This window comes from Flavobacterium sp. RSSB_23, from assembly GCF_051547145.1.
Classification (GTDB): domain Bacteria; phylum Bacteroidota; class Bacteroidia; order Flavobacteriales; family Flavobacteriaceae; genus Flavobacterium.
In genome coordinates, this window is sequence record NZ_JBPTTO010000002.1 from 626,634 (window position 1) to 641,067 (window position 14,434).

A 14,434-nucleotide genomic window follows, 5' to 3' on the forward strand; every position below is an offset into this window, starting at 1 on the left:
ACTTATTAAAAAATAAATTTTACATATATGAAATTAAAAAAATTGGCTTTATTGTTTTTTATTGGAATAGCTTCCGTTTTTGGGCAACAAAAAATAACCGTCGAATCTATTTTTACGGGTGCTTTTAGAACCAAAGGAATGGATGCATTACAGGCAATGAATACGACCAATCAGTACACCGTTTTGAATCCAAATCAGGCTCGTAATGGTCAACAAATTGATTTGTATGATTATGCTTCATTGAAGAAAGTAGCCACTTTGATTGATACTAAAGATTTTCCTCAATTATCAGATGGAATCGATAGTTACACCTTTAGTGAAGACGAAAAACTAATGTTGATTGCCAATAACACTCAGCCAATTTTTCGTCATTCTTTTACAGCCGATTATTTTTTATATAATATAACTTCGAAGCAATTAGTCAAATTATTTGATTTTCCTGTTCAAGAGCCTACTTTTTCACCAGATGGTAAAAAGATAGCCTATGCAAAAGACAATAATTTGTTTGTTTATGACATTGCTACCAAAGCGACAATCTCAATTACTTCAGACGGCAAAAAGAATAGCATCATCAACGGAATCACCGACTGGGTGTATGAAGAAGAATTTGCTTTTGTAAAAGCTTTTGATTGGAGTGCTGATAGTAAAAAGATTGCTTTTATACGTTTTGACGAATCCGAAGTTCCTGAATTTTCAATGTCGATTTTTCAAAAAGAGTTGTATCCAAAAGTAGAAACATTCAAATATCCTAAAGCTGGTGAAAAAAACGCAGTAGTGTCTTTGCATATTTATGATGTTGCGTCTCAAACTAAAAAAGACGTGAATTTAGGCAACTACTCTGATTTTTATATTGCAAGAATGCAATGGACAAACGATGCTAACGTACTTTCGGCTCAAGTGTTGAATCGTCATCAAGATAATTTAGATTTGTTGTTTATTGATGGTGCTACAGCTGCAGCAAAAGTTGTTTTAAACGAAAAAGACAAAGCCTATATTGATGTTACGGACAACTTGACTTTCCTAAAAGACAACAGCTTTATTTGGACGAGTGAAAAAGATGGTTTCAATCATATTTATTTATATGATAAAACAGGAAAATTAATTAATCAAGTCACCAAAGGCAATTGGGAAGTGACGAATTATTATGGTTTTGATGAAAAAACAAAAACTATTTTTTATCAGTCGGTAGAAAATGGTTCAATCAACCGTGATATTTATCGCATTGGTTTAGATGGTAAAAACAAAGTTCGTTTGTCTTCTAAGGTGGGTACTAGTGCAGCTACTTTTAGCCCAAATTTCCAATATTTTATTACTACCTTTTCAAGCGCCACACAGCCTCCAGTTTATACTTTGAACGAAGCCAAAACTGGAAAGCAATTGCAAATGATTGAGGAGAATCAAACTTTATCCAACAATTTAAAAGGCTTCAATTTGCCTACAAAAGAGTTCTCTGTTTTGAAAACAGAAAAAGGAATTGAACTCAATATGTGGATGATGAAACCTAAAGATTTTGATGCTACTAAAAAATATCCTGTTTTTATGTTCCAATATTCTGGGCCAGGTTCGCAACAAGTCAATAATGATTGGAACAGCGGTGATGATTACTGGTTTGCATCGCTTACACAAAAAGGATATATTGTGGCTTGTGTTGACGGAAGAGGCACAGGTTTTAAAGGAGCGGCATTCAAAAAAGTGACTCAAAAAGAATTAGGGAAATACGAAGTAATCGACCAAATTGATGCTGCCAAAGTATTGGGTTCTTATTCTTTTGTAGACAAATCAAGAATAGGGATTTTTGGTTGGTCGTTTGGTGGATTTATGGCGTCGAATTGTATTTTGAAAGGAAACGATGTTTTCAAAATGGCTATCGCTGTTGCTCCAGTAACCAATTGGCGTTTTTACGATAGTATCTACACTGAGCGTTATATGCAAACCCCTCAAGAAAACCCAACAGGTTACGATGATAACTCACCCATCAACCACGTTCAGAAGTTAAAAGGTAAGTTTTTATTAATACACGGCTCAGCAGATGATAATGTACACGTTCAGAATTCAATGCAAATGATGGAAGCCTTGATTCAAGCCAATAAACAGTTCGATTCACAAATTTATCCAGACAAAAATCACGGTATTTTTGGAGGCTATACCCGAATTCAACTTTACAATAAAATGACTAACTTTATCCTTGAAAATTTATAATAACTAACCTCAATCACATAATTTAAACTAGACTACAATGACAGAAACACAAGAGAAAACAGCTCATCCAAAAGGACTTTGGGTATTGTTTGGAACAGAAATGTGGGAACGATTCAATTTCTATGGAATGCGAACCCTATTAGTACTGTTCTTAGTAAATTCTTTATTAATGAAAGAAGAAGATGCTTCTTTAATCTATGGCGGTTTTCTAGGATTATGTTATTTGACACCTATGTTGGGAGGTTTTATCGCTGACCGTTATTTTGGAAATAGAAATTGTATTTTGTTAGGTGGTCTGATGATGGCAATCGGGCAATTGTTGTTATTCTTTAGTGGAAGTATTTTTCCTTCTAATATATCATTGGCTACTACATTAATGTATAGCGCATTGGGAATTATTGTTTTTGGTAACGGATTTTTTAAGCCAAATATTTCTAGTATGGTGGGTAGTTTGTATCCAAAGCAAGAAAAAAGCAAATTGGATACTGCTTTTACTATTTTCTATATGGGAATTAATTTAGGCGCATTTCTAGGTCAGTTTATTTGTCCTTATTTAGGAGATGTAAAAGATACTGGCGGAATCAGAGATATTCACGCTTTTAAATGGGGATTCTTAGCAGCAGCAGCAGCTATGTTGATTGGAACTGTTTTGTTTTATTTCTTAAAAGATAAATATGTTGTTTCTCCAGAAGGGAAACCACTTGGAGGATTGCCTTCTAAAAATGAATCTTCTGATTATGAAGAAGGAGAAGCTCAAAGTGCTGTTTTTTCAACAAAAGCTTTAGCCCTTTCTGTAGTTGCTTTCGTTGGAATGTTTTTAGCTTTTCATTTTTCTGTAGATGGAACTAATGTTGTAAAAACAATCATTTATCCAATTATTTATGCTGCGGGTATTACTTTAGCAGGATTGATTTTATCTGATAGTTCTTTGACAAAAGTAGAGCGTGACCGTATTTTGGTAATTTATATTATTTCTTTTTTCATCATCTTCTTCTGGGCAGCTTTTGAACAAGCGGGTTCTTCATTGACTTTCATCGCCGATTACCAAACTGATAGAAATTTCTTTGGTTTCCAAATGCCAGCTTCGATGGTTCAAATTTTTAATGGATTGTTCGTTGTGGCTTTAGCAGTTCCTTTTAGTATGTTATGGGATAAATTAAGAGCGAATGATAAAGAACCAATTTCGCCAGTAAAATTAGCCATTGGTTTATTTTTGATTGCAGTAAGTTTTTATATGATTGCTACTCAGGTAAAAGATTTAGGAACTTCTGGATTGTTGGCAATTAAATGGTTAATTCTTTTATACTTAATCAATACTTGTGCAGAATTGTGTTTGTCTCCAATTGGACTTTCATTAGTTGGTAAATTGTCTCCAAAACGTTTTTCTTCTTTATTGTACGGAGTTTTCTTTTTGTCTAACGCTTCAGGATATGCGTTGGCAGGAACTTTAGGGTCTATTCTGCCTGCTACTGGGGATAAGTTTATTAAAGCGAAAGAATTGGGGATTGATTTACAAGCAATTTTAGATAAAAAAATAGTTCCAACTCCAGAGCAATTACAACTTTTAGAAACCAATCAAATTAGTCCAAACAACCCTGTTTTTGTTGGTTTTGAAATCCATAATCTTTTTGAATTTTTTATGGTGTTTGTTATCTCTACAGGAGTTGCTGCAATAATTCTATTTTTATTGACGCCATTTTTGAAAAAAATGATGCACGGTATTCGTTAATTTATTTATATTCTTCTTAAACCTACAAGTATTTCTTGTAGGTTTATTTTTTAATGCAATTTTATATGTGGAAAAATCATCCTAAAGCTCTGCCTTATTTGTTTTTGTCTGAAATGTGGGAACGTTTCGGTTATTATTTAATGATTGGAATTTTCACGCTTTATCTTAAAGATGTAGAAGCTGGATTTTCAATGACCGAAAAAGAAGCTTCGGATTTGTATGGAACTTTTATTGCCTTGGTATTCTTAACCCCTTTTATTGGCGGATTAATTGCTGACCGTTATTTGGGTTATAAAAAATCCATTATAATTGGTGGATTAATGATGGGAGTGGGGTATCTAATTATGGGAGTGCACAGCATTCCAATGTTGTACACTGCGATGACGTTGGTCATTGTTGGGAATGGTTTCTTTAAACCCAATATCTCTACCTTACTGGGGAATTTCTATAACGATGAGCAATACAAAGACCGAAAAGACGAAGGGTACAACATTTTTTATATGGGAATCAATGTTGGGGCTTTCATTTGTAATTTCTTCGGTGCGGCACTAAAAATTCTTTTTGGATGGCAAGAAGCTTTTATGGCTGCTGGTGTGGGGATGTTTATTGGTGTTTTGGTATTTATGTTGGGCACCAAACATTATGGGGATAAAACAGAAAAGAAAGGAGTTCAAGAAGGGGATATGCCTTTTTATAAAATTGTTCTTTTTATTTTAGTGCCTTCGTTGATTTTTGGAGTGATTGGTTGGTTAATCAAAGGAATTACATCAGATAGTAATCTAGACAGTTCCATTTTTGGTTCGGATAGTACCGATGCTTTTGTGTTCGCTTGTATTCCTGTGATTTTCTTTTACGGAAGCCTTTACTTTAAAGCTAAGGTAGAAGATAAACGACCTATTGGGGCTTTGCTTTCAATTTTTGCAGTCGTGATTTTGTTTTGGGCGGTATTTAAATTGAATGGTTCTGCACTCAACAATTGGGGTGATAAATATACTGATAGAGAGTTAACAGGTGTGGCACAACAAATTGGTTCAAAGTTGGTACTTACTGATACTTTGACTTATAAGAAAGATTCCGTTGCCTTGTATGATGCAGCATTTAGAATTCAGAAAGAAGATGGAAAAGTAATCAAAGTGGTGGATTATCCTTTGTATTTTAGAAATGTAGCCAAAGAAAAATTGCCTAAAGAAGAAAGTAAAATCTATACTTGGTCGGCAAACTTGAGCCAATCGATTAATCCGGGTTGGGTAATTCTTTTGACGCCTTTGGTGGTGGCGTTTTTTACTTTTTTGCGTAGCAGAAAAAAGGAACCCTCAACACCTACCAAAATTGCTTTCGGTTTGTTGATTTCGGCTTTATCGGTTTTGGTTATGGTGGCTGCGGTTCATATTGGTAATAATGGTGCAGAAAAAGTTTCCGTATGGTGGTTGGTGGCCAATTATGGAGTAATTACCATCGGTGAATTATTCTTAAGTCCGATGGGATTATCTGTTGTCTCAAAATTAAGTCCAAAAAACATCACTTCATTAATGATGGGTGGTTGGTTTTTGGCCACTTCAATTGGTAACAAATTAAGCGGCGTTTTGGCCAGTATGTGGGATTCTTATGAAAACAAAGCTAATTTTTTCTGGATTAATTTTAGTCTTTTAATCTTTGCAACATTACTGATGTTTGCTTTGGTAAAAGAATTGAATAAGGTTATGAAAGAAAAAGGAATTAATTAAATCAAGTAGATGGAATCAAATATAACATTAGAACAAATTCAGAATTTTAAAGGTAAATACCCAAAACAATTGTGGTATTTGTTCTTTAGTGAAATGTGGGAGCGCTTTTGTTTTTACGGAATGCGCGGTATGTTGGTGGTCTTTATGGTAAGTCATCTTGGGATGAACGAAAAGGTTGCCAATTTGCAATACGGAGCTACTCAAGCTTGGGTATATGCATTTACTTTTATCGGTGGCTTGTTTGCCGATAAGATTTTAGGTCTTCGAAAGTCGCTCTTTTGGGGTGGCATTCTAATGATTATTGGGAGTGTTATTTTGGCTATCGACCCTAAGAATTTTTTCTTTATAGGTCTTGGTTTTACGATTGTAGGAACTGGTTTTTTTAAACCCAATATTTCATCGATGGTGGGGCAATTATATCCTGATGGTGACCCTAGACGTGATGCTGGATTTTCTTTCTTTTATATGGGGGTAAATTTAGGCGCCTTGATTGGTGGTTATATCTGTATCGCTGTTGCCGAAGGCTCAATGTGGCAATCAATTGTTCCTGAACATTTGCGTTGGAATGTAGGTTTTGGTTTCGCTGCAATTGTTATGATTATTAGTTTGCTGACTTTTACCCAAACCCAGAAAAGTTTAGGCCCAATTGGTCTTTCTCCATTAAAAGAGATGATGGTCTCTAAACGAAAGCAATTAGAAATAGTAACCTATGTAGGCTCATTACTTGTTATTCCTTTGATTATTGTGATGGTTGCCAATACTCATTATACGGATTACTTTATGATTTGTATAGGACCCGCTTCTATTTTGTATTTGTTATACGAAATGAAAAACTTCACTCTAGCAGAGAATAAAAAGTTATTTGCAGCGTTGATTTTCATCATTTTCTCCATTTTCTTTTGGGCTTTTTTCGAGCAAAGCGGAGGTTCACTGAGCTTGTTTGCTGTTAATAATTTAAACAATACGATAGGAGGAGTTGTTTTGAGTCCCAACGGAGTGAACAATTCGGCTAATTCTCTTTTTGTGATTGGTTTTGCCGCACTTGTTGGTTTAGTTTGGCTTTGGTTAGACAAAAGAAAAATTGAACCCAATACAGTAGTTAAGTTCGGTCTTGCTTTTTTATTCTTAGCAGGTGGCTTTTGGGTGTTTTATTACACCAAGTTTTTTGCTGACGGTTTCGGGAGAACCTCTTTGGGGATTTTTACTTTTGGATGGTTTGTGATTACTTTGGGTGAATTGTGTTTGTCACCTATCGGAATGTCTGCAATGACGAAACTGTCACCTTCCAAAACACAAGCCGTAATTATGGGAATGTGGTTTTTAGCGAGTGCATACGGGCAATATTTTGCAGGTATTTTGGGGGCTAATATTGCAGAAGCTTCGGAGCAATCGAGCAATATAGAGAAACTCAATGTTTATGCAGATGGTTATTTACAATTGGCTATTTATGCCTTAATTGCTGGTGTGGCTTTGATTTTAATTTCGCCACTGGTTAGAAAATTAATGCAAGAAGTAAAGTAGCCGACAATTAAACGTTAGAATTTTATATACATTTGTCAAAAAATCAACAACACATATGAGAAAAATAATTGTATTTCTTTTGTTTACATTTTGTGTAATCGAAGGGCAAGCGCAAGAACTAAAATGGTTTACCGATGTAAAAGAAGCTGTTGCCATTGGTAACAAAGAGAAAAAACCTCTTATGCTTTTTTTTACGGGTAGTGATTGGTGTGGATGGTGTATTCGTCTTCAAAAAGAGGTATTGAAAACTCCAGAGTTTGCTAAATGGGCTAAAAAGAATGTTATTTTAGTTGAATTGGACTATCCTAGAAAGCAATATCAATCAGAGGAGATTAGAAGACAAAACGCTGAATTACAACAAGCATTTGGTGTGCAAGGATATCCGACGGTGTTTTTTGCCAAAGGAGTTACTAAGAATGGCAAAACCAATTTTGAAGGTTTAGGAAGTACTGGTTATGTAGCTGGTGGTCCATCCGCTTGGTTGGCTGTAGCCAATGGTTTTTTAGCACAAAAGAAAAAATAGCTTTTTAGATAATTACTCTTTAATGTAAAAATATCCCTTTTCACGAGTTGAGTGGAAAGGGATTTTTTGTTGATTACAGGTTCTTTCCCATAAGGTTACCAATGATTTGTAATTTGAAGCATCTGCCACGACCATCTTTGGTCTATTGTTTTTTATGATACGCTCTAAATTTACTTTTGGTGATGCTGTTAGTAGTAAAACATCTGTCGCTTTATTTGGAAAATAAACGCTGCTACTGTCTATAATAAGAATGCGATTTCCGTTAAAATAAGCCACATTTTTTAAAGGACTTTGTTTTGTAATCGCACTAAATGTTCCAGTTGCATAATTTTGCAAAACGGTATTCTTCACAATTTCTGAATTTGGAATAGCATTCGTAATGACTTCTATTTCATTTCCTATTCGTTGGCAAATAATGGTTTTTCTTGAGGCATTCAGTACAACCCACTCCTTACTGCTGCCATAGTCTAGTTTGTTTTTGATTAGAACCAGTTGAAAAATGATTATTGATGACAAGAAGAAAGTAATTCTAGTAAAAGAGTTTTTCTTCCACCATAAAACAAGCGCAATTAGAAAAAAGTAGGAGGCAATCATTAAGTAAAATGTACTCGGAATATTGGTGAAAATGAAACTTTCAAACGAAGCGACCCAATGAATGATTGAATTCATTAATGAAATACCCCATTCTAAAGGTTTGATACACCAAATGGGTAAGGATGTGAAAGTGACTATTGTCATCACTAGTACTCCAAGAAGCATAATGACACTTACTAGCGGCAGTACTAATAAATTGGTTACAAAAAATAATCCAGGGAATTGATGAAAATAATAGAGACTCATCGGTAAAGTTCCAATTTGAGCAGCAAATGAAACGGTTATTATGTCCCAGAAGAATTGTAAAATTCTGTTTTTTGGTGTCCAATAATTTGACAATACTGGTTGCAACCAAACAATAAAAAACAAAGCCGCATAACTCAATTGAAAGCCTACATCGAATAAGAAATAGGGTTGAAACAATAGTATTAAAAATATTGAAACAACTAGAGTATGATAGATATTGGTGCTTCGTCTCCAATAATGTCCTATGGCAACAAATGAGAACATTGTTATAGAACGCACAACCGATGGAGCCAATCCTGCCAAAACTCCAAACAATGCTAAGGTGATTAATGAAAGTAATAATTTAATAAGACGTCCTTTCTTGTTGTTGGGAATGGGATTAAGCAAAAAATTTATGAATAGTACAATGCAACCTATATGAAGCCCAGAAACAGATAAAATATGGACTGCACCAGCATATTGATAGTCTTTCGTAATGTTTGGGTCAATATCTTGTTGTTGTCCCAATAGTAATGCCATCGCTACTGGCAATGCTTTTTTGTCAAAACCACTTTCTTCTAAATGAGTTACAATGGTTGTTCTCAATTTCGAGGTATAGTACCAAATGTCTTTTGATAGCGTTTTATTATAAAAAATAGTTTCTGGATTTACAAAGGCTTGAGCGTAAACCTGCTTGTTTTTGAGATAAGCCGAGTAATCAAATTGATTGGGGTTTTTAGGCTTTTCAGTTTTTATCAATTGAATAGAACAGCGTATCTGATGTCCTATTTTCAAAGGAATAATACCAGAATTTCTAGGAATATTTAGAACGATTTTGCCACTTTTATGTTGATGGTTTATACTTTGAATCAAGGCTACATAGCGATAGTTTTGATTGGAATTCCTGAGTTTTTCTCTAATGATGAGCTCTATCCAATTTCTTTTTTGAAAGGCTTCAGGATAATTGGTGTAACTATTTTTATGATTACTTTCTGTATGTAGGAGCAAAACAAGGAGGCCAAGTGTGAAGTATGCAAATAGTGAAGAACCTTCAAAATAAAGACTGTGGTTATTCTTCTTTTGAACATACCAATAAGCCGCTAGTAAATTCAGTAGCCCAATTACAACAAATAGAATAGTTAATTCGATGGATAATGTTGTATAATAAGCTGTAATTAGGCCTATTATAAATCCAATCGTAATTTTAATAAGTGGGAATTGTAACACATTCATTCTACTAAAATACAAATTTTAGTAAGAAATGGTGTTTGTTTAAATTATTTTAAATCGGCTACAATTAATTTTGCGGTAGTACTGCTTGCTCCTTTTCCACCCAATTTTTCTTCCAATATAGTATAGTTTTCTTGTAGGACTTTTTGATTTTCAGAATCTAGAATTTTTTGTAATTCTATTTTAATTCTTTGGGTAGAACAATCGTCTTGAATCAACTCGGTAACTACTTCTTTGTCCATAATCAAGTTGACCAGTGAAATGTATTTTAAGGTAATGATTCTTTTAGCTATTTGATACGAAATCCAATTTCCTTTGTAGCAAACTACTTCAGGTACTTTGAACAATGCCGTTTCAAGTGTTGCTGTTCCAGAAGTAACAAGTGCTGCAGTAGCGTGTTGCAACAAATCATAGGTTTTGTTCGATAAAAATTTAATGTTATCTGAAGTAATGAATTGTTGGTAAAAAGAATACTCCTGACTAGGCGCTCCTGCGATTACAAATTGATATTCTTTAAAATCATCGGCTACGCTTAGCATAACACTTAGCATTTTGGTGATTTCTTGTTTACGGCTTCCTGGTAATAAAGCAATAATTGGCAAATCGTTCAATTGATTATCTTTTCTAAAAGTAGCATCATCCACTAACGGATGTGCTTGTATGGCATCAATAAGCGGATGACCTACAAACGAAACAGGAAAATGATGCTTGTCTTCGTAAAAGGTTTTTTCAAACGGAAGAATCACATACATTTTGTCAATATCTCGTTTGATTTCTTTGATTCTACTTTCTTTCCAAGCCCAAATTTGTGGGGAAATATAATAATGATTTTTGAAACCTAAGGCTTTTGACCACTTGGCAATTCTCAAATTAAAACCAGGATAATCAATAAAAACGATAACATCAGGTTGGAAAGCCAAAATATCCGTTTTGCATATTTTGATGTTGTTGAGAATGGTTTTTAGATTCATAACCACTTCTGCAAATCCCATAAATGCTAAATCTCGGTAGTGCTTTACTAAAGTGCCACCAACTTTTTGCATTAAATCACCTCCCCAAAAACGAATTTCAGCAGTTGAATCTTCTTGATAAATGGATTTCATCAAGTTGGACCCGTGCAAATCTCCTGAGGCTTCTCCTGCAATGATGTAGTATTTCATAGTTTATGGGATGTTGATTGTTTTACAAAGATAGAAAACCTTTTAGAGTGTAAAAATTGTTGCAATGGTCAAAACAAAAACGGCCAAAACAACACCACGTGCCATAAGTTCTTTATTCATTTTTAGTAAAATCCCAAATGCTGCCAAGTCTAATAAAGAGCCAACTGTGATAAGTTTCCCTAAGTAGCCTTGTGATTTTAATATTCGGACTCCTTCAATGAATTCATAATCCGTAAAAAAAGTCATAAACAAAAAGGAGCCCAGTAATGAGGCAATTAATCCAATAAGGAAACCGTATAATAAATCTATTTTATTCATTCCAATTCCAAGTATTTAGTTGTTGAATGCTGTGATGTGCCGTCAAATCAAATTGAACGGGAACTACCGAAATGTAACCATTTTCTAAAGCCCATTCATCGGTGTCTTCCCCTTTGTCTTGATTGATGAATTCACCACTTAACCAATAGTATTCTTTCCCGAAAGGTGTTTTTCTTTTATCGAATTTTTCGACCCATTGAGCTTTAGCTTGTCGGCAAATTTTGATGCCTTTGATGTCTTTTTCTTCTAATTTTGGAAAATTGACGTTCAAAACAACCCCATCTGGAAGTCCTTTCTCTAGCGTTTCGACGGCTATTTTTTTTACAAAAGACAAAATCTGCGAAAAATCAGCATCCCAATTATAATCCAAAAGCGAAAATCCAATGGCAGGAATGCCTTCAATACCAGCTTCAACAGCAGCACTCATAGTTCCTGAATAAATCACATTGATAGACGAATTGGACCCGTGATTAATGCCTGAAACGCATAAATCTGGTTTTTGTTTCAAGATTTCATTAGTTGCCATTTTTACACAATCTACAGGTGTTCCAGAACAGCTGTATTGTGTTATGGCATCGCCCTCTTTCGAAAGTTTATTCAAATACAAAGTACTGTTGATAGTGATGGCGTGTCCCATTGCACTCTGAGGTTTGTCTGGAGCAACAACGATAACATTTCCAATTTGAGTCATAACACTAATTAATGCTTGGATTCCAGGAGCTGAAATTCCATCATCATTGGTGATTAATATAAGTGGTTTTTTCGAAGCCATTTTTTCGATTTTAAGATGCACAAATATACTAGCGGTTTGTCTTAAAAAGCAGCTGAAACCTTTTTTTTGTTAACTTTTTTTATAAAAATTAAATCGTATCAACATTTTTATATCTTTAACAAAAATTTATAAAGAGGCAATGTTTCTTGGCTTTATCTTTACATAAATTACACTTTTGATTGATGAATGCAATTATTACTTATATGAAAAAGAATTTTAAAATTGTACTTGCCATTTTGTGCTTGTCAGGTGCTTTGTTTGCTTTTAAAATAAATGGTTCGAAGCAGAACACTGAGGATCCCGAAAAAGATAGACTCTTACTGGAGTTGTTGACTTTTGTAATTGAGAAAGGGCATTATGATCCAGCGGTTATGGATGACGAATTTTCAAAAGGAGTTTACAAGGATTATATCCAAGCCTTAGACCCTTCTAAGCGTTTTTTCTTGCAATCAGATATCGATGAATTTGCTAAATACGAATTGGATTTAGATGACCAAATCAATAATAAAGAATTAACTTTTTTCGAGTTGACATATTCTCGTTTGATGGTTCGAATGGAAGAAAGTAAAAAAATCTATAAAGGCTTGTTAGAAACACCTAATGATTTCACTATAGACGAAAGCTTTGATACGGATTATGATAAAATGCCTTATGCTAAAAACAATAAAGAATTAATAGACAGATGGCGTAAGCAAATGAAGTTGTCTGCCCTTTCTTCAATTACAGAGCGTTTGCGTATGCAAGAAAGTAAGTCCAAAACCTCAGAAACTACTGAAGCGACTAAAGCGGAGGAATTAAGTTCTGATTTGGGTATGGATGCAACTTCAAAAGCAGATAAAAATATCAAAATCAAGACTTTTGCAGAATTAGAAGCAGAAAGCAGAGTGAATATTGGAAAGTCTTTAGATGAATCTTTTGGTTTCATAAAAGAATTGACAAGAGATGATTGGTTTACAGTGTATATCAATTCTATTATGACTCGTTTTGATCCACATACAAGCTATTTTGCTCCTGAAGAAAAAGAACGTTTTGATGTAAGTATGAGTGGTAAGCTCGAAGGAATTGGAGCTCGTTTGCAAAAGAAAAATGATTTTACAGAAATCAGTGAATTAATTTCTGGGGGTCCTGCTTGGAGAGGGCGTCAACTCGAAGCCGGAGATGTTATTTTGAAAGTGGGGCAGGGTAGTGCTGAACCTGTTGACGTGGTAGGAATGCGTTTAGATGATGTGGTTAAAAAAATAAAAGGGCCTAAAGGAACTATTGTTCGTTTGACTGTTAAAAAAGTGGATGGAACAATTAAAAATATTTCTATTGTTCGTGACATCGTTGAAATAGAAGAAACGTATGCTAAGTCTAGTGTAGTTGAGAAAAATGGATTGCGTTATGGAGTAATTTATTTGCCTAAATTCTATATTGATTTTGAAAATCGTGACGGACGTGATGCTGGTAAAGATATCGCCCTTGAAGTTGAACGTTTAAAACAAGCTAAAGTCAATGGAATTGTTTTAGATGTTAGAGACGATGGAGGAGGTTCACTATCTACCGTGGTTGATATCGCAGGTCTTTTTATTCATGAAGGTCCAATTGTTCAAGTTAAATCTTCTGGTAAGAAAAAGGAAATATTGTATGATACAGACCCAAAAATAGAGTGGGATGGTCCATTAGTAATTATGGTGAATAGTTTTTCAGCTTCTGCATCTGAGATTCTAGCAGCTGCTATTCAAGATTACAAACGTGGAATTATTATTGGAAGCAAGCAAACCTACGGAAAAGGAACAGTTCAAAACGTTCATGATTTAAATCAATTTGTACGTAATAGCTCTGTTGGTGATTTAGGTGCTTTGAAGCTTACAACTCAAAAATTTTATAGAATCAATGGTGGGTCTACTCAGCGTGAAGGTGTTAGTAGTGATGTTGTAATGCCAGATCGTTACGCCTATTTAAAAATGGGAGAACGCGATGTTGATAATGCAATGCCATGGGATAAAATAGACGCTGCTCCTTTTACACAATGGAAAAACGCTCAAAATTTTGATAAAGCTATCGCTAGAAGTAAAGCTAGAATTGCTGAAAATCCTCAGTTTAAATTAATCGAAGAAAACGCAAAATGGATTGACAGCAAGAGTAATGAAAATACCTATAGTTTGAATATAGATAAATTTAGAGCAGTTCAAAATAGTGTTGAAGAAACAGCTAAAAAATATAAGCCAATTTTTGAGTATAAAAATCAATTGAAGTTTACTTCTTTACCTTATGAAGAAGAAGAATACAAAAAAGACCCTACACTAAAAGAAAAAAGAGAAAGATGGCATGAAAGTTTGTCAAAGGATGTTTATGTTGAGGAAGCATTAAATGTTCTTGATGATTTACAATCAAAGACGATAGTGAAATCAATGCCTTCTAAAGCGATGAATAGCAAATTAGTTAAATCTTAAAGTA

The 14,434-nt window shown here is 34.3% G+C and carries 10 protein-coding genes; 6 read left to right on the forward strand and 4 right to left on the reverse strand.

Annotation, left to right across the window (positions count from 1 at the left end; all coding sequences use genetic code 11):
* Nucleotides 1-27 precede the first annotated feature (27 nt).
* From ACSVH9_RS06210 to ACSVH9_RS06230, 5 genes are all read left to right on the forward strand, one after another.
* Nucleotides 28-2,199, forward strand: a complete 2,172-nt coding sequence (locus ACSVH9_RS06210; protein WP_438062946.1) for a S9 family peptidase — start codon at nt 28-30, stop codon at nt 2,197-2,199.
* A 37-nt stretch (nt 2,200-2,236) separates the two neighbouring features.
* Entirely contained in the window at nt 2,237-3,928 is a 1,692-nt protein-coding gene (locus ACSVH9_RS06215) for a peptide MFS transporter (protein WP_159687867.1), read from the forward strand.
* Between the two features lie 65 nt (nt 3,929-3,993).
* Nucleotides 3,994-5,652 carry a peptide MFS transporter gene (locus tag ACSVH9_RS06220; RefSeq protein ID WP_438062947.1) on the forward strand — a complete coding sequence of 553 codons (1,659 nt, stop codon included), beginning with the start codon at nt 3,994-3,996 and terminating at the stop codon, nt 5,650-5,652.
* Between the two features lie 9 nt (nt 5,653-5,661).
* The gene (locus tag ACSVH9_RS06225; RefSeq protein WP_438062948.1) at nt 5,662-7,173 is read left to right on the forward strand and encodes a peptide MFS transporter; all 1,512 of its coding nucleotides are present in this window, start codon (nt 5,662-5,664) and stop codon (nt 7,171-7,173) included.
* Between the two features lie 55 nt (nt 7,174-7,228).
* Nucleotides 7,229-7,696 (forward strand): thioredoxin family protein, encoded by a 468-nt coding sequence (locus ACSVH9_RS06230; protein ID WP_438062949.1) that lies wholly within the window; start codon nt 7,229-7,231, stop codon nt 7,694-7,696.
* A 12-nt stretch (nt 7,697-7,708) separates the two neighbouring features.
* On the opposite strand, the gene ACSVH9_RS06235 is transcribed toward ACSVH9_RS06230, so the two are convergent.
* Genes ACSVH9_RS06235 through surE form a run of 4 tightly spaced genes read right to left on the reverse strand, consistent with a single transcriptional unit; the run spans nt 7,709 to nt 11,995 of the window.
* Nucleotides 7,709-9,748 (reverse strand): ComEC/Rec2 family competence protein, encoded by a 2,040-nt coding sequence (locus ACSVH9_RS06235; protein WP_438062950.1) that lies wholly within the window; start codon nt 9,746-9,748, stop codon nt 7,709-7,711.
* 44 nt (nt 9,749-9,792) lie between these two features.
* Entirely contained in the window at nt 9,793-10,905 is a 1,113-nt protein-coding gene (gene lpxB / locus ACSVH9_RS06240) for a lipid-A-disaccharide synthase (RefSeq protein ID WP_438062951.1), read from the reverse strand.
* Nucleotides 10,906-10,947: 42 nt separating this feature from the next.
* The gene (locus ACSVH9_RS06245; RefSeq protein WP_438062952.1) at nt 10,948-11,223 is read right to left on the reverse strand and encodes a hypothetical protein; all 276 of its coding nucleotides are present in this window, start codon (nt 11,221-11,223) and stop codon (nt 10,948-10,950) included.
* Nucleotides 11,216-11,995 carry a 5'/3'-nucleotidase SurE gene (gene surE, locus ACSVH9_RS06250; protein ID WP_438062953.1) on the reverse strand — a complete coding sequence of 260 codons (780 nt, stop codon included), beginning with the start codon at nt 11,993-11,995 and terminating at the stop codon, nt 11,216-11,218. Before surE ends, ACSVH9_RS06245 begins: the two co-directional genes overlap by 8 nt.
* A gap of 182 nt (nt 11,996-12,177) precedes the next feature.
* Here surE and ACSVH9_RS06255 point away from each other — a divergent pair, with 182 nt between their 5' ends.
* Complete coding sequence (locus ACSVH9_RS06255; protein WP_438062954.1) at nt 12,178-14,430, forward strand: carboxy terminal-processing peptidase; 2,253 nt, start codon at nt 12,178-12,180, stop codon at nt 14,428-14,430.
* The last annotated feature ends 4 nt before the right edge of the window (nt 14,431-14,434 follow it).